Annotated in this window: 15 protein-coding genes; 13 read left to right on the top strand and 2 right to left on the bottom strand. The window is 44.7% G+C overall.

Features of this window, described 5'->3' with window-relative positions:
• The first annotated feature begins 20 nt into the window (after window positions 1-20).
• The 3 genes from pfkA (at window position 21) to GYO_RS36665 (ending at window position 3,256) form a co-directional block, all read left to right on the top strand.
• The gene (pfkA, locus tag GYO_RS36675) at window positions 21-980 is read left to right on the top strand and encodes a 6-phosphofructokinase (RefSeq protein WP_003223547.1); all 960 of its coding nucleotides are present in this window, start codon (window positions 21-23) and stop codon (window positions 978-980) included.
• A gap of 41 nt (window positions 981-1,021) precedes the next feature.
• A complete protein-coding gene (gene pyk, locus GYO_RS36670) occupies window positions 1,022-2,779 on the top strand; it encodes a pyruvate kinase (RefSeq protein ID WP_041521039.1) in 1,758 nt (585 codons plus the stop codon).
• Between the two features lie 93 nt (window positions 2,780-2,872).
• Window positions 2,873-3,256: an FxsA family protein gene (locus GYO_RS36665; RefSeq protein WP_003237784.1), complete on the top strand. Its 384-nt coding sequence runs from the start codon at window positions 2,873-2,875 to the stop codon at window positions 3,254-3,256.
• A gap of 32 nt (window positions 3,257-3,288) precedes the next feature.
• On the opposite strand, the gene ytvI is transcribed toward GYO_RS36665, so the two are convergent.
• Window positions 3,289-4,404 carry a sporulation integral membrane protein YtvI gene (gene ytvI, locus GYO_RS36660; RefSeq protein WP_014114753.1) on the bottom strand — a complete coding sequence of 372 codons (1,116 nt, stop codon included), beginning with the start codon at window positions 4,402-4,404 and terminating at the stop codon, window positions 3,289-3,291.
• A gap of 96 nt (window positions 4,405-4,500) precedes the next feature.
• Between ytvI and GYO_RS36655 the strand changes: the two genes are divergently transcribed.
• The 10 genes from GYO_RS36655 to coaE all read left to right on the top strand — a co-directional run bounded on the left by GYO_RS36655 (window position 4,501) and on the right by coaE (window position 16,669).
• Window positions 4,501-4,965: a DUF441 domain-containing protein gene (locus GYO_RS36655; RefSeq protein ID WP_014114752.1), complete on the top strand. Its 465-nt coding sequence runs from the start codon at window positions 4,501-4,503 to the stop codon at window positions 4,963-4,965.
• A 334-nt stretch (window positions 4,966-5,299) separates the two neighbouring features.
• The gene (citZ, locus tag GYO_RS36650) at window positions 5,300-6,418 is read left to right on the top strand and encodes a citrate synthase (RefSeq protein WP_014114751.1); all 1,119 of its coding nucleotides are present in this window, start codon (window positions 5,300-5,302) and stop codon (window positions 6,416-6,418) included.
• A gap of 164 nt (window positions 6,419-6,582) precedes the next feature.
• A complete protein-coding gene (icd, locus tag GYO_RS36645) occupies window positions 6,583-7,854 on the top strand; it encodes an NADP-dependent isocitrate dehydrogenase (RefSeq protein ID WP_003223557.1) in 1,272 nt (423 codons plus the stop codon).
• Window positions 7,855-7,897: 43 nt separating this feature from the next.
• Window positions 7,898-8,836: a malate dehydrogenase gene (mdh, locus tag GYO_RS36640; protein WP_003223559.1), complete on the top strand. Its 939-nt coding sequence runs from the start codon at window positions 7,898-7,900 to the stop codon at window positions 8,834-8,836.
• A 211-nt stretch (window positions 8,837-9,047) separates the two neighbouring features.
• Window positions 9,048-9,770, top strand: coding sequence for a two-component system response regulator PhoP (gene phoP / locus GYO_RS36635; protein ID WP_003223561.1), 723 nt, complete (start codon window positions 9,048-9,050; stop codon window positions 9,768-9,770).
• Window positions 9,763-11,502 (top strand): sensory box histidine kinase PhoR, encoded by a 1,740-nt coding sequence (phoR, locus tag GYO_RS36630; protein WP_014114749.1) that lies wholly within the window; start codon window positions 9,763-9,765, stop codon window positions 11,500-11,502. The genes phoP and phoR overlap by 8 nt, the downstream gene beginning before the upstream one ends.
• 242 nt (window positions 11,503-11,744) lie before the next feature.
• Window positions 11,745-14,387, top strand: coding sequence for a DNA polymerase I (gene polA, locus GYO_RS36625; protein WP_014114747.1), 2,643 nt, complete (start codon window positions 11,745-11,747; stop codon window positions 14,385-14,387).
• A gap of 22 nt (window positions 14,388-14,409) precedes the next feature.
• Entirely contained in the window at window positions 14,410-15,240 is an 831-nt protein-coding gene (gene mutM / locus GYO_RS36620; protein ID WP_014114746.1) for a DNA-formamidopyrimidine glycosylase, read from the top strand.
• A 166-nt stretch (window positions 15,241-15,406) separates the two neighbouring features.
• The gene (ytaF, locus tag GYO_RS43490) at window positions 15,407-16,039 is read left to right on the top strand and encodes a sporulation membrane protein YtaF (protein WP_014114745.1); all 633 of its coding nucleotides are present in this window, start codon (window positions 15,407-15,409) and stop codon (window positions 16,037-16,039) included.
• A gap of 15 nt (window positions 16,040-16,054) precedes the next feature.
• Window positions 16,055-16,669, top strand: coding sequence for a dephospho-CoA kinase (coaE, locus tag GYO_RS36605; protein ID WP_014114744.1), 615 nt, complete (start codon window positions 16,055-16,057; stop codon window positions 16,667-16,669).
• Between the two features lie 16 nt (window positions 16,670-16,685).
• On the opposite strand, the gene GYO_RS36600 is transcribed toward coaE, so the two are convergent.
• On the bottom strand, window positions 16,686-17,528 hold the full coding sequence (locus GYO_RS36600) for an aldo/keto reductase (protein WP_014114743.1): 843 nt from the start codon (window positions 17,526-17,528) through the stop codon (window positions 16,686-16,688).

Raw genomic sequence — 17,528 nt, 5'->3', positions numbered from 1 at the left:
GTTGCTGAGGTGAATGGAGAATGAAACGTATAGGGGTATTAACGAGCGGCGGGGATTCCCCGGGAATGAACGCAGCAGTTCGCGCAGTAGTCAGAAAAGCGATTTATCATGACGTTGAAGTGTACGGCATTTACAACGGATACGCAGGATTGATCAGCGGAAAGATTGAAAAGCTTGAGCTCGGATCTGTAGGCGATATTATACATCGCGGAGGAACAAAGCTTTATACGGCAAGATGTCCTGAATTCAAAACGGTTGAAGGCCGTGAAAAAGGGATAGAAAACTTGAAAAAGCTTGGTATTGAAGGTCTTGTTGTCATCGGCGGAGACGGTTCCTATATGGGTGCGAAAAAATTAACAGAACATGGGTTTCCATGTGTAGGTGTACCGGGTACAATTGATAATGACATTCCGGGCACTGATTTTACAATCGGTTTCGATACAGCTTTAAATACAGTAATTGACGCAATTGATAAGATTCGCGATACAGCGACTTCTCATGAACGTACATATGTGATCGAAGTAATGGGCCGCCATGCCGGTGATATCGCATTGTGGGCCGGTCTTGCAGGGGGCGCGGAATCAATCTTAATCCCTGAGGCAGACTATGACATGCACGAAATCATTGCCCGCTTAAAACGCGGCCACGAACGCGGCAAGAAACACAGTATTATTATCGTTGCCGAAGGTGTAGGCAGCGGTGTTGAATTCGGGAAACGCATTGAAGAAGAAACAAATCTTGAAACTAGGGTATCTGTACTGGGCCATATCCAGCGCGGAGGTTCTCCAAGCGCTGCTGACCGCGTGCTGGCAAGCCGTCTTGGCGCATATGCTGTTGAACTGCTGCTAGAAGGAAAAGGCGGACGCTGTGTAGGTATACAAAACAATAAGCTTGTAGACCATGATATTATAGAAATACTGGATACAAAACACACAGTTGAGCAAAACATGTATCAGCTTTCAAAAGAACTGTCTATTTAATGTCAGCTGAAGGCTGAAGATTTCAGAAGGAAGTGAACCAAATGAGAAAAACTAAAATTGTTTGTACTATCGGTCCGGCAAGTGAAAGTGTTGAAATGCTTACGAAATTAATGGAGTCAGGAATGAACGTGGCTCGATTAAACTTTTCTCACGGAGATTTTGAGGAGCACGGTGCAAGAATTAAAAATATCCGCGAAGCAAGCAAAAAGCTTGGCAAAAACATCGGTATCCTGCTTGATACAAAAGGTCCTGAAATCCGCACACATACAATGGAAAACGGCGGCATTGAGCTCGAAACAGGCAAAGAGCTTATCGTTTCAATGGACGAGGTAGTGGGAACAACAGATAAAATCTCAGTCACATATGAAGGTTTAGTTGACGACGTTGAAAAAGGTTCAACGATTCTGTTAGATGACGGACTTATCGGCCTTGAGGTACTAGATGTAGATGCTGCTAAACGCGAAATCAAAACAAAAGTATTGAACAACGGAACACTCAAAAATAAAAAAGGTGTTAACGTACCGGGCGTCAGTGTCAATCTTCCGGGTATCACTGAAAAAGATGCACGAGACATCGTTTTCGGTATTGAGCAGGGAGTAGACTTTATCGCGCCATCTTTCATTCGCCGTTCCACGGACGTGCTTGAAATCCGTGAGCTTCTTGAAGAGCACAACGCTCAGGATATTCAAATCATCCCTAAAATCGAAAACCAAGAGGGCGTTGACAATATCGATGCTATTCTCGAAGTGTCTGACGGCTTAATGGTTGCACGCGGAGACTTAGGTGTGGAAATTCCAGCTGAAGAAGTGCCACTCGTGCAAAAAGAGCTGATCAAAAAATGCAACGCGCTAGGAAAACCTGTTATTACAGCGACACAAATGCTTGACAGCATGCAGCGCAACCCGCGTCCGACTCGTGCGGAAGCAAGTGACGTTGCAAACGCGATCTTCGACGGCTCAGATGCGATCATGCTTTCTGGTGAAACAGCTGCCGGAAGCTATCCGGTTGAGGCGGTTCAAACGATGCACAACATCGCGTCCCGTTCTGAAGAAGCTTTAAATTATAAAGAAATTCTTTCAAAACGCAGAGATCAAGTAGGAATGACAATTACAGACGCAATTGGACAATCTGTCGCACATACGGCAATTAACCTGAATGCTGCTGCGATCGTAACACCGACTGAAAGCGGCCATACAGCGCGTATGATCGCGAAATACCGTCCACAGGCGCCGATTGTTGCGGTTACTGTAAATGATGCTGTTTCCAGAAAACTTGCGCTCGTATCAGGCGTATTCGCAGAAAGCGGCCAAAATGCGAACACAACGGATGAGATGCTTGAGGATGCTGTCCAAAAATCATTGAACAGCGGAATTGTAAAACACGGCGATCTAATCGTCATTACAGCAGGCACTGTCGGTGAGTCTGGCACTACGAACTTAATGAAAGTTTACACTGTCGGCGATATCATCGCTAAAGGCCAAGGCATTGGACGTAAATCAGCTTTCGGTCCGGTTGTCATTGCACAAAATGCAAAAGAAGCTGAGCAAAAAATGACTGACGGTGCGGTACTCGTTACAAAAAGCACTGACCGTGATATGATTGCATCTCTTGAAAAAGCGTCTGCCCTTATTACAGAAGAAGGCGGTTTGACAAGCCATGCTGCGGTAGTTGGATTAAGCCTTGGCATTCCGGTAATCGTTGGCCTTGAAAATGCGACATCTATTTTGACAGAAGGCCAGGAAATTACAGTTGACGCTTCCAGAGGCGCAGTCTACCAAGGCCGTGCGAGCGTTCTTTAATCACAGGTGAAAACGGAAGGGGAATCCCTTCCTTTTCTCTTTATCTCGCCTAATGTTGAACAGAGGCGTGTTACACGTGTGGGGGGCTTGGATATGAGATTTTTATTTTTGCTTTTTATTGTATTTCCGGCAATAGAAATCGGCATATTCCTATTTTCAGGCAAGCTGATCGGCATTTTGCCGACGGTCCTTTTAATGATTCTGACGGGCATTATCGGCGCAGCAGCTGCAAAAAAACAAGGAACCGAAGTATATTACAAGGTTCAGCGTGATCTTCAATATGGCAAAATGCCGGGGGAAGCGATTGCTGACGGCCTGTGCATTTTCATTGGCGGTCTATTGCTGATGCTTCCGGGCTTTTTATCAGATTTGGCCGGCGCCTGTTTGCTTATCCCGTTTACCCGCAGCTGGTGCAAGCCGATTCTGTTCAAATGGCTGAGAGGGATGTCGAAGAACAAGCGGATCATCATCAAATAAAAAACGGCAGCCATGCAACATGGGCTGCTGTTTTATTTTTGTTGAACAGTAATGTAGGACCATACTTCCTTTAATGCGCCTGTTGTGATGAAGGCTTGGATGATGACGAGAACAGCCGGCCCGGCAATCAATCCTAAAAACCCGAATAATTTAAAACCGGCAAACAGGGCGATGAGCGTTGCCAGCGGATCGATCCCGATAGATTTACTAAGTATTTTAGGCTCTGTCAGCTGCCGCTGAATCAGAACGACGAGGTACAGTACACCGATTCCGATCGCCTGAGGCAGCTGGCCTGTAATCGATAAATACAAAATCCACGGCACAAATACGGAACCCGCACCCAAATAAGGGAGAAGATCAACAAGCCCGATTAAAAAAGCAATTGTTGCAGCATGTTCTACTTTTAAGAGAGAAAGGCCGATAAATACAATTACCATCGTAATGAAAACGAGAACGGCCTGAGCTTTGATAAAACCGGTCATTGCTTTTTTTAATTCGCTGCTTATGGCCTTGCTGTTAGCTGTAACCCGATCAGGCAGAATCGAAACGAGCATCGCTTTCAGTTTGTGCCAATCCTTTGTCATAAAAAATGTTGCCAGGAGAGAAAAAATCAGAACAGCCGCCGTATTGGGAAGAAGCGCGAAAAACCTCGGGATCATTTCTAGAATGTGGGACAGCAGCAGCCCGGCATTTTTAGCGGCGGAATCACCGAGTGTCTGGATGTGAGTAACGATGGAAGCCTGCTGGTTGGTCTCCAATTCTTGAAACAAAAGGGTCAGTTCGTTATAGAGCGGCTGGATATGAGTCGTAAATAATTTTTCGCAATATGAGATAAATGTGCTGATATGCGGTGGCAGTGTTTTTGCAAGATAGGCTGTTCCCGTTACGATTTCCGCTACAAGAATGGTGAGCACGCCGAAGGCAGCGAGCAGAAAAAGAGCAAGCACGCCCAGCACGTTTACCGTTCGGGGGAATCCTGTCACTTTGTCCAAATAGTCAACAACAGGATGAATCACTGATGAGAGAATAAGGGCGATTAGGAACGGATAAGTTAACGGAAACGAATAATAGGCCGCAGCTATCGATCCTGCGGTAACTGATATGACAAAGAGGGTTCTGAATAAAATAGTGATGTAAGATTGATTCACGAAATCGGTCCTCCTCTCGTCAGCATGTCCTATTTTTTATATGTATTCACGCTCCGGCTGAATATGAATACATTCATCTTTAAGGAGGGATGGCATGTGTTTACACAAGCGAATTTATTTTTAATTATACTCTTGGCTATTGCACTTATCGCAAAAAACCAATCATTGCTCTTTGCTGTATCCGTCCTTTTGATCATCAAAATCGTTGGACTTGACCAGAAATTATTTCCAACCATCCAGTCAAAAGGCATTAACTGGGGAGTGACCATTATCACGATCGCTGTTCTTGTTCCGATTGCCACGGGAGAAATCGGATTTAAGCAGCTTGGAGAAGCAGTGCGGTCTTCCTACGCTTGGATCGCCTTGGGAGCAGGAATTGCAGTGGCGCTGATTGCCAAAAACGGCCTGACCTTGCTGGAAAATGACCCGCATATTACAACTGCTCTTGTGATCGGGACCATTCTTGCAGTCGCGCTTTTTGGCGGAGTTGCGGTGGGACCGCTGATCGGAGCGGGGATTGCTTATTTAGCCATGCAGATCGTAAAACTGTTCACTTCATAAAAAAAAGCGGCTCTCAGGCCGCTTTTTTTTATATGCAAAAACCCGCAAATAAAGGCGTTTTTTCGGGGAAAACACAGAACGAAAAAAAAAATTATAGGTAAACATTTAACAAATGTCTGATTATTGTTTATAATGAGAATAGGCTTAAACTTAAATAAGCTTATAAGAATTTGTTATGTTCTTTCATAAGCAAAGGGTTTCAGTAGAAGCAGGCAGTAAAATGTAAGCATTTTCTTTTAGGGGGAGAGAAATACTTGCATCATGCTTTTTAAGTAAGCCTCATGTTTTTACAACACTCTTAAAGGGGAAATTTATTGAAAAGGAGATGTTATATATGACAGCGACACGCGGTCTAGAAGGGGTTGTAGCAACAACATCATCTGTTAGTTCTATTATTGACGATACCCTTACATATGTGGGGTATGATATCGATGATTTAACAGAGAATGCAAGTTTTGAAGAAATCATCTACTTGCTTTGGCATTTAAGGCTGCCGAACAAAAAGGAGCTTGATGAGTTAAAGCAGCAGCTTGCAAAGGAAGCTGTCGTTCCGCAAGAAATTATTGAGCACTTCAAATCTTATTCCCTCGAAAATGTTCATCCCATGGCTGCTCTTCGGACAGCAATTTCATTACTAGGCCTGCTTGACAGCGAGGCTGATACCATGAACCCGGAAGCCAACTATAGAAAGGCGATCCGCCTTCAGGCAAAGGTGCCTGGCTTGGTTGCAGCGTTTTCCAGAATCCGCAAAGGCCTTGAACCTGTTGAACCGAGAGAAGACTACGGCATTGCCGAGAATTTTCTCTACACATTAAACGGTGAAGAGCCTTCGCCAATTGAGGTTGAAGCTTTCAACAAAGCGCTGATTTTACATGCTGACCATGAGCTGAACGCGTCAACGTTCACAGCAAGGGTCTGCGTCGCAACACTTTCTGATATCTATTCAGGCATTACTGCCGCAATCGGCGCACTGAAGGGTCCTCTTCACGGCGGTGCAAATGAAGGCGTGATGAAGATGCTGACAGAAATCGGTGAAGTAGAAAACGCTGAGCCGTACATCCGCGCCAAACTTGAAAAGAAAGAAAAAATCATGGGATTCGGCCACCGCGTGTATAAGCATGGCGACCCGCGCGCGAAGCATCTGAAAGAAATGAGCAAGCGCCTGACCAACCTGACAGGCGAAAGCAAATGGTATGAGATGTCGATTCGCGTAGAAGAGATCGTCACATCAGAGAAAAAGCTACCGCCTAACGTTGATTTCTATTCGGCTTCTGTTTATCACAGCCTCGGTATTGACCATGATTTGTTCACACCGATTTTTGCTATAAGCAGAATGTCCGGCTGGCTTGCACATATTCTTGAGCAGTATGACAACAATCGACTGATCCGCCCGCGGGCAGATTACACAGGCCCTGATAAACAAGCATTTGTTCCGATTGAAGAAAGAGCCTAAAGAACCATTGGAGGCTGGCTTGCGTTAATGAGGTTAGCCTCTTGTTCAGAACATCAAAAGTGGTTTACACTTTACATTGAATGTTGAGAAAAATCATTTTGTTTTCTATATAGGAAAAATAAAATGTTTTCTAAATATGAATTACATACTGGGAGGTTTTTATTGTGGCACAAGGTGAAAAAATTACAGTTTCTAACGGAGTATTAAACGTACCAAATAACCCGATTATCCCGTTTATCGAAGGAGACGGAACCGGTCCTGATATTTGGAACTCGGCTTCGAAGGTGTTGGAAGCAGCAGTTGAAAAAGCATACAAAGGTGAAAAGAAAATTACGTGGAAAGAAGTTTATGCCGGAGAAAAGGCTTATAATAAAACAGGTGAGTGGCTGCCTGCTGAAACATTAGATGTGATCCGCGAATATTTCATCGCGATTAAAGGCCCGTTAACGACACCTGTCGGCGGCGGAATCCGATCTTTGAACGTAGCGCTCAGACAAGAGCTTGACCTATTCGTCTGCTTAAGACCTGTAAGATACTTTACTGGAGTGCCGTCACCGGTAAAACGCCCTGAAGATACTGATATGGTCATCTTCCGTGAAAATACAGAAGATATTTACGCAGGCATCGAGTACGCAAAAGGCTCTGAAGAAGTGCAAAAGCTCATCAGCTTCCTGCAAAATGAGTTAAACGTCAACAAAATCCGTTTCCCTGAGACATCAGGTATCGGCATTAAGCCTGTTTCTGAAGAAGGAACAAGCCGTTTGGTCAGAGCAGCCATTGATTATGCGATCGAGCACGGCCGCAAATCAGTAACCCTAGTTCACAAAGGAAACATCATGAAGTTCACAGAAGGCGCCTTCAAAAACTGGGGCTATGAACTTGCTGAAAGAGAATACGGCGAAAAAGTATTCACATGGGCTCAATATGACCGCATTGCTGAAGAACAAGGAAAAGACGCTGCCAACAAAGCGCAAAGCGAAGCGGAAGCAGCAGGCAAAATCATTGTCAAAGACAGCATTGCTGACATCTTCCTTCAGCAGATTTTAACGCGTCCGAACGAATTTGATGTCGTTGCAACAATGAACCTGAACGGAGATTACATCTCTGATGCTCTTGCTGCGCAAGTCGGCGGAATCGGCATTGCTCCTGGAGCGAACATCAACTATGAAACAGGACATGCGATTTTTGAGGCGACGCACGGAACGGCTCCTAAATATGCAGGCCTTGATAAAGTAAACCCATCTTCAGTTATTCTTTCAGGCGTTCTGCTTCTTGAGCATTTAGGATGGAACGAAGCGGCTGATTTGGTTATCAAATCTATGGAAAAAACAATCGCTTCTAAAGTCGTAACTTACGATTTTGCCAGATTAATGGACGGCGCAACTGAAGTGAAATGTTCAGAGTTCGGAGAAGAACTGATTAAAAACATGGACTAAGCAAGGAAACAGCCTAAAACTAGCCATAAAGGAGAAGAGAGACATGGGAAATACTCGTAAAAAAGTTTCTGTTATCGGAGCAGGGTTTACCGGAGCGACAACTGCATTTTTAATCGCTCAAAAAGAGCTGGCAGACGTAGTTCTTGTTGACATTCCGCAATTGGAGAACCCGACAAAGGGAAAAGCGCTTGATATGTTTGAGGCAAGTCCGGTTCAAGGCTTTGACGCAAAAATTACGGGCACATCCAATTACGAGGATACAGCGGGTTCTGACATTGTTGTCATTACAGCCGGTATCGCAAGAAAACCTGGTATGAGCAGAGATGATCTAGTCTCTACAAATGAAAAAATTATGAGAAGCGTTACACGAGAAATCGTGAAATATTCTCCTGACTCTATCATTGTGGTGCTGACAAATCCTGTTGATGCAATGACATACGCGGTGTACAAAGAATCAGGCTTCCCTAAAGAGCGCGTAATCGGCCAGTCCGGTGTGCTTGATACGGCAAGATTCAGAACATTTGTGGCAGAGGAATTAAACCTGTCAGTGAAAGATGTGACTGGTTTCGTTCTTGGCGGCCACGGTGACGATATGGTGCCGCTTGTGCGTTATTCTTATGCTGGCGGTATCCCGCTTGAAACTCTCATTCCGAAGGAACGGATTGACGCAATTGTAGAGCGCACTAGAAAAGGCGGAGGCGAAATCGTAAATCTTCTTGGAAACGGAAGCGCGTATTATGCGCCTGCGGCTTCTCTGACAGAAATGGTTGAAGCGATCTTGAAAGATCAGCGCCGCGTCCTTCCTACAATTGCTTATCTTGAAGGGGAATACGGCTATGAAGGCATCTACCTTGGTGTTCCTACAATCGTAGGCGGCAACGGTCTTGAGCAAATCATTGAACTTGAACTGACAGACTATGAAAGAGCACAGCTGAATAAATCAGTTGAATCTGTCAAAAATGTCATGAAAGTATTATCTTAATAAAAAGAGAGAAAGGCTTGCTTGATAGAGCCTTTCTCTTTTTGCTATAAATGAAAGCGTTGTCATCAACTTCTTTATTTCTTTTAAAAATGATGTAAAAGACGAATTGTCGGAATATCCTGCTTTCGCTAAAATAAAATCATGAAACATGTTAAGATGACATAAAATAGAGAAATAGGATGTCGGGGAATTATAATACTGGAGGCACAGCATGAACAAGAAAATTTTAGTTGTGGATGATGAAGAATCTATTGTTACTCTTTTACAGTACAATTTGGAACGGTCAGGCTATGATGTCATTACCGCCTCGGATGGGGAAGAAGCACTCAAAAAAGCGGAGACAGAGAAGCCTGATTTGATTGTGCTTGATGTGATGCTTCCAAAACTGGACGGAATCGAAGTATGCAAGCAGCTGAGACAGCAAAAACTGATGTTTCCGATTTTAATGCTGACAGCGAAGGATGAGGAATTCGACAAAGTATTAGGGCTTGAGCTCGGTGCTGATGATTATATGACCAAGCCGTTCAGTCCAAGGGAAGTAAATGCAAGAGTCAAAGCGATTTTAAGGCGTTCGGAAATGGCTGCGCCCTCTAGTGAAATGAAAAACGATGAAATTGAAGGTCAGATCGTAATTGGCGATCTGAAAATCCTGCCTGATCATTATGAAGCGTACTTTAAAGAAAATCAGCTTGAGCTGACACCGAAAGAATTCGAACTGCTGCTGTATTTGGGCAGACATAAAGGCAGAGTGCTGACGAGAGATCTTTTGTTGAGCGCTGTCTGGAATTATGATTTTGCCGGAGATACGAGAATTGTTGATGTACATATCAGCCATCTCCGCGACAAAATTGAAAACAATACGAAAAAACCGATCTATATTAAAACGATTAGGGGATTGGGGTATAAACTGGAGGAGCCAAAAATGAATGAATAAATACCGTGTGCGCCTTTTTTCTGTACTCGTTGTCTGTATGATTCTGGTGTTTAGTGTCCTCGGGCTGTTTTTGCAGCAGCTCTTTGAAACATCTGATCAAAGGAAAGCAGAGGAACACATTGAAAAAGAAGCCAAATACATGGCTTCGCTTCTTGATGCCGGCAATCTGAATGATCAAGCAAATGAGAAAATCATTAAAGATGCAGGCGGCGCGCTTGATGTGAGCGCATCCGTTATCGATACAGACGGCAAGGTGCTGTACGGGTCAAATGGGAGAGCAGCAGATTCTCAAAAGGTGCGGGCGCTTGTCTCTGGCCATGAGGGTGTTCTTTCAACAGCGGATAACGAGCTTTATTACGGACTCTCGCTTAGAAGCGAAGGTGAAAAAACAGGATATGTGCTGCTTTCTGCCTCTAAAAAAAGCTACGGCTTGAAAGGCGAAATGTGGGGGATGCTGACGGCCAGTCTTTGTACCGCTTTTATCGTCATTGTTTATTTTTATTCCAGTATGACCTCACGCTATAAAAGGTCGATTGAAGCAGCGACAAACGTAGCGACAGAACTGTCTAAGGGGAACTACGATGCCAGGACATACGGCGGCTATATCAGGCGCTCTGATAAGCTCGGCCGTGCGATGAACAGTCTTGCTGTTGATCTGATGGAAATGACGAGAACGCAGGAAATGCAGCGGGACCGGCTGCTGACAGTCATTGAAAATATCGGCTCTGGGCTGATTATGATTGATGGAAGAGGCTTTATCAATCTCGTGAACAGGGCTTACGCCAAGCAGTTTCATATCAATCCGAATCAGATGCTGCGCCGTCTTTATCATGATGCATTTGAACATGAAGAAGTGATCCAGCTTGTCGAAGACATTTTTATGACGGAGACAAAGAAATGCAAACTGTTAAGGCTTCCGATCAAAATTGAACGGCGTTATTTTGAAGTGGACGGCGTACCGATTATGGGGCCGGACGATGAATGGAAAGGAATTGTGCTCGTTTTCCATGACATGACGGAGACGAAGAAATTAGAGCAGATGAGAAAGGATTTTGTGGCGAATGTTTCTCATGAGCTGAAAACGCCGATTACGTCCATTAAAGGGTTTACGGAGACGTTATTGGACGGGGCGATGGAGGACAAAGAAGCGCTTTCTGAATTTCTCTCTATTATTCTAAAGGAAAGCGAAAGGCTTCAGTCTTTGGTTCAGGATCTTCTCGATCTCTCAAAAATCGAGCAGCAAAATTTTACGCTCAGCATTGAAACGTTTGAACCAGTCAAAATGCTTGGTGAGATTGAAACGCTTCTTAAGCATAAGGCGGATGAGAAAGGCATCTCCTTACAACTGAATGTCCCGAAAGATCCGCTATACGTATCAGGCGACCCGTACAGGCTGAAACAGGTATTTCTTAATCTCGTAAACAATGCGTTAACCTACACGCCTGAAGGGGGCTCTGTAGCTATCAATGTAACGCCCAGAGAAAAAGACATTCAGATTGAAGTTGCCGATTCCGGAATCGGCATTCAGAAAGAAGAAATTCCTCGCATCTTTGAACGTTTTTACCGCGTAGATAAAGACAGAAGCAGGAATTCGGGCGGCACCGGCCTGGGCCTTGCAATCGTAAAGCATTTAATAGAGGCTCATGAAGGGAAAATCGATGTCAAAAGCGAGCCTGGACGGGGAACGGTCTTTACAGTGACGCTGAAACGGGCCGCTGAAAAGTCCGCCTAATGTTTACAAAGGTTTAACAATATCTTCATGCACTGTTAAACCTATGCTGGTAGGATGTAGTAGAACCCCTTCATCCAAGGAGCCAATTTTGACGGCGGGAACCATTTTGTGTTCCCGTCCTTTTTTGTGTCTTCTCCTCAGTTCACGTATTTTCCTTTCAAATTGAACTTTGTTAAAATAAGAGGAGCTAATGACTATGTAAGAGATGAATGGAAGCCTGAGGCTTCTTAGGAGGATATTGAATGACGGAACGAAAAAAATTAGTGCTTGTAGACGGAAACAGTCTGGCTTACCGGGCGTTTTTTGCATTGCCGCTGTTAAGCAATGATAAAGGTATTCATACGAATGCCGTATACGGCTTTGCGATGATTTTAATGAAGATGCTTGAGGATGAAAAACCGACGCACATGCTGGTTGCATTTGATGCCGGGAAAACAACATTTCGTCACGGCACATTTAAAGAATATAAAGGCGGCAGACAGAAAACCCCGCCTGAGCTTTCCGAACAAATGCCATTTATCCGCGAGCTGCTGGATGCCTATCAGATCAGCCGCTACGAACTGGAACAATACGAAGCCGACGATATTATCGGCACACTGGCCAAATCGGCTGAAAAAGACGGATTTGAAGTAAAGATTTTCTCAGGAGATAAGGATTTAACTCAGCTGGCAACAGACAAAACAACAGTTGCCATTACGAGAAAAGGAATTACCGATGTTGAATTTTACACACCGGAGCACGTCAAAGAGAAATACGGGCTTACGCCTGAACAAATCATTGACATGAAGGGTCTGATGGGCGATTCCTCGGATAATATTCCAGGTGTGCCCGGCGTCGGAGAAAAGACAGCGATTAAGCTCTTAAAACAGTTCGATTCCGTGGAAAAGCTGCTGGAGTCCATTGACGAGGTGAGCGGAAAGAAACTGAAGGAAAAGCTTGAGGAATTTAAGGATCAGGCATTGATGAGCAAGGAGCTTGCGACGATCATGACGGATGCGCCGATTGAGGTATCCGTTTCCGGCTTGGAATATCAAGGCTTTAATCGTGAACAGGTGATTGCCATCTTTAAAGATCTTGGATTCAACACGCTTCTTGAACGTCTTGGGGAAGACAGTGAAGAAGCAGAGCAGGATCAGGCATTAGAGGAAATTAAGGTCGAAACCGTCACAGACGTAACAAGCGGCATATTGGTTTCTCCATCCGCATTTGTCGTTGAACAGATTGGCGACAATTATCATGAAGAGCCGCTTCTCGGATTTTCGATCATAAATGAAACGGGATCTTATTTTATTCCGAAAGACATTGCCGTGGAGTCTAAGGTGTTTAAAGAATGGGCGGAAAATGACGAGCAGAAGAAATGGCTTTTCGATAGCAAGCGGGCTGTTGTCGCTTTGCGCTGGCAGGGCATTGAGCTGAAGGGGGCGGAGTTTGATACGCTTCTTGCGGCTTATATCATCAATCCGGGCAATTCATATGATGACGTTGCGAGTGTGGCCAAGGATTACGGCCTGCATATCGTATCAAGCGACGAATCAGTTTATGGCAAAGGAGCAAAACGGGCGGTACCTTCAGAAGATGTACTGTCTGAGCATCTTGTCCGAAAAGCGTTAGCCATTCAAAGCCTGCGGGAAAAGCTTGTTCAGGAGCTGGAAAACAACGATCAGCTTGAGCTGTTTGAAGAGCTCGAAATGCCGCTTGCGCTTATTCTCGGCGAAATGGAATCAACTGGCGTCAAGGTCGATGTTGATCGTTTAAAACGAATGGGTGAAGAACTGGGTGCGAAGCTGAAGGAATATGAAGAAAAAATCCATGAGATTGCGGGAGAGCCGTTTAATATCAATTCTCCGAAACAGCTCGGCGTCATCTTGTTTGAAAAGATCGGCTTGCCTGTCGTGAAAAAAACAAAAACAGGCTATTCAACGTCTGCTGATGTGCTTGAAAAGCTGGCTGACAAGCATGAGATTGTCGACTATATTTTGCAGTACAGACAAATTGGCAAGCTTCAATCGACATATGTCGAAGGGCTTTTAAAGGTGACGAGACCGGATTCGCATAAGGTGCACACGCGCTTTAACCAGGCTTTAACGCAAACAGGCCGTCTCAGCTCGACTGATCCGAATCTGCAAAACATTCCGATCAGGCTTGAAGAAGGGCGTAAAATCCGCCAAGCTTTTGTTCCGTCTGAAAAAGACTGGCTTATTTTTGCAGCCGATTACTCACAAATCGAGCTGCGGGTGCTTGCCCATATTTCAAAGGATCAAAATCTTATCGAAGCTTTTACAAATGATATGGATATTCATACGAAAACGGCAATGGATGTGTTCCATGTTGCCGAGGATGAAGTGACTTCTGCGATGAGACGCCAGGCGAAAGCGGTCAACTTTGGCATCGTATACGGCATCAGCGATTACGGGCTGTCACAGAACCTCGGCATTACCCGGAAGGAAGCCGGAGCATTCATCGAACGCTATTTGGAAAGCTTCCAAGGCGTAAAAGCGTACATGGAAGATTCAGTTCAGGACGCGAAGCAAAAAGGATACGTGACAACGCTTATGCATCGCCGCCGTTACATTCCTGAGCTGACGAGCCGAAACTTTAATATCCGCAGTTTTGCGGAGCGTACGGCAATGAATACGCCGATTCAAGGAAGCGCAGCTGATATTATAAAAAAAGCCATGATTGATATGGCTGCCAAGCTGAAAGAAAAACAGCTGAAAGCAAGACTGCTGCTTCAAGTACACGATGAATTGATTTTTGAAGCGCCGCAAGAAGAAATTGAAATTCTTGAAAAGCTTGTTCCTGAAGTGATGGAACATGCGCTTGCATTAGATGTGCCGTTAAAGGTGGACTTTGCATCAGGCCCATCTTGGTACGATGCGAAATAAACAGAGATAGGAAGTGATGGATGTGCCGGAATTACCAGAGGTTGAAACGGTCCGGCGCACTCTGACCGGGCTTGTAAAGGGAAAAACAATCAAATCGGTAGAGATCAGATGGCCGAATATCATCAAACGGCCTGCCGAACCGGAGGAATTTGCGCGAAATCTAGCAGGAGAAACGATACAGTCTATCGGAAGACGGGGAAAGTTTTTGCTGTTTCATTTAGATCATTATGTCATGGTTTCCCACCTTCGAATGGAAGGGAAATACGGGCTTCATCAAGCGGAGGAGCCAGACGATAAACACGTGCATGTCATATTCACGATGACAGACGAAACACAGCTTCGTTACAGGGATGTGCGGAAGTTTGGGACCATGCACTTATTTAAACCGGGAGAGGAAGCGGGCGAGCTCCCTCTTTCTCAATTAGGGCCGGAACCGGATGCAGAAGAATTTACGAGTGCATATTTAAAAGAACGGCTTGCCAAAACAAACCGTGCTGTCAAAACCGCCCTACTGGATCAGAAAACAGTTGTGGGACTCGGGAACATTTATGTGGACGAGGCTCTTTTCAGAGCAGGTGTCCATCCTGAGACGAAAGCAAATCAATTATCAGATAAAACAATCAAAACACTTCATGCTGAAATCAAAAACACCCTGCAGGAGGCGATTGACGCGGGCGGCAGCACAGTCCGCTCGTATATCAACTCCCAAGGGGAAATTGGAATGTTCCAGCTGCAGCATTTTGTGTATGGAAAAAAAGACGAGCCGTGCAAAAATTGCGGAACGATGATTTCAAAAATTGTCGTCGGAGGCAGGGGCACGCATTTTTGCGCGAAGTGCCAGAAAAAAAAGTAGCATAATGCTTCATCGTCCAAGCTGTCGGTGCATATATCAGTAACTCTGTAATAGAGGATGCCATTTTCGAAACACGGATTTTTCACTTTACCATATATATGATTGTGATGAATCCCGGGCATTTTACATCTGATACAAGAGCACCAACAGAAAGGAAGAAACGGATATGCAAATGGTTTCTATACTGCTGCTGGCGTTGGCTGTCAGCTTGGACAGTTTTTCAGTCGGATTTACGTACGGATTGAGAAAAATGAAAATACCGTTTAAAGCGATTTTAATTATCGCCTGCTGTTCCGGTGCTGTCATGTTTATATCCATGCTGATCGGAAGCTTTCTTACAAAGTTTTTTCCTGTATATGTAACGGAGAAGCTTGGCGGTTTGGTATTGGTCGGAATCGGTGCGTGGGTTCTGTATCAATTTTTCAAACCGGCAAAAGACAAAGAATACTTATTGCATGAAAAAACGCTGCTTAATTTAGAGGTTCGGTCATTAGGGATTGTGATTCATATTTTGAGAAAACCTATGAGTGCGGATATCGACAAATCGGGTGTGATCAATGGAATTGAGGCGGTCTTGTTGGGATTTGCCTTATCGATTGATGCCTTCGGAGCAGGTATTGGCGCAGCCATTCTCGGTTTTTCACCGATTGTGATGAGCATCGCCGTGGCAATCATGAGCTCGCTGTTTGTATCAATCGGAATCAATGCCGGCCATTTTCTTTCTAAATGGAAATGGATTGATAAGATGGCGTTTTTGCCGGGGCTTCTGCTGATCACGATTGGGCTCTGGAAATTGTAAAAAGGAGTGGATCTCTTGACCTTAGTCATTGGTTTAACGGGAGGAATAGCTAGCGGCAAAAGTACGGTAGCCAATATGCTGATTGAAAAAGGAATAACAGTTATAGATGCAGATATCATTGCCAAACAAGCGGTAGAAAAAGGGATGCCGGCCTACCGGCAAATCATTGACGAATTCGGTGAAGACATCCTGCTCCCAAACGGTGATATAGATCGAAAAAAGCTTGGGGCACTGGTATTTACAAATGAACAAAAGCGTCTTGCTTTAAATGCAATTGTTCATCCCGCAGTCAGGCAGGAAATGCTCAATCGCCGTGATGAAGCCATAGCAAATCGCGAGGCATTTGTTGTATTAGATATCCCGCTATTGTTTGAAAGCAAATTGGAATCTTTAGTTGATAAAATTATTGTGGTCAGTGTGACCAAAGAGCTTCAGCTGGAACGTCTGATGAAGCGCAATCAGCTGACGGAAGAAGAGGCGGTCAGCCGTATCCGTGCTCAAATGCCCTTAGAGGAAAAAACAGCAAGAGCAGATCAAGTCATTGATAACAGCGGCACGCTTGCAGAGACCAAACAGCAGCTTGATGAAATCATCACTAGCTGGGCAGAATACAAAAACACCGTTCGTTAGAACGGTGTTTTTGTCATTAAAAATCAAAGTTGTCCGGATCAGGACCGACGCGCAGGTTTTCATTCAGCGCATCGATTCGGTTCATGTCATCCTGTGCTAACTCAAAGTCAAACACATTGGCATTTTCTTTAATGCGGTGTTCCTTCGTTGATTTAGGAATCGTAATGATGCCATGCTGCAGATCCCAGCGCAAAATAATTTGTGCTGCTGATTTGTTATATGTTTGAGCGATGTCTGCCAGTACAGGGTGATCCAGCAGCTGTCCCTGCATTAAAGGTGACCAAGCTTCCATCTGGATGCCTTGTTTTTTGCAGTATGCCATCAGCTCTTTTTGTGTAAGACGCGGGTGAAATTCCACTTGGTTGATCATAGGCTTTATTTCAGCAGCCGTCATCAGGTCTTCAAGATGATGGATTTGGAAGTTGCTCACGCCGATCGCTTTGACACGGCCTTCTTTATACAGAGTTTCAAGCGCTCTCCAGGCTTCTTTATATTTTCCTTCTACAGGCCAGTGGATAAGATATAGATCTAAATCATCCAAACCGAGTTTTGACACGCTTGCTTCAAATGCGGCAAGTGTTTCCTCGTAGCCTAAATCTGCATTCCACACTTTTGATGTAATAAACAGATCCTCTCTTGAGATGCCTGCTTCTTCAATGCCTTGCCGAAGCCCTTCTCCGACTCCAGCTTCATTTCCGTAGATAGCGGCAGTATCAATACTGCGGTATCCGTGAACAATGGCGGCTCTAACTGCGTTTACCAGTTCAGATCCTTCTTCCACTTGGAATACGCCTAGGCCGAACCATGGCATTTTTACCCTGTTATGAAGTGTTGCTGCTGCTTGTAAATGTGTTGTCAT

Source organism: Bacillus spizizenii TU-B-10, assembly GCF_000227465.1.
GTDB lineage: Bacteria > Bacillota > Bacilli > Bacillales > Bacillaceae > Bacillus > Bacillus spizizenii.
This window is presented reverse-complemented; position numbering and strand designations above follow the sequence as displayed.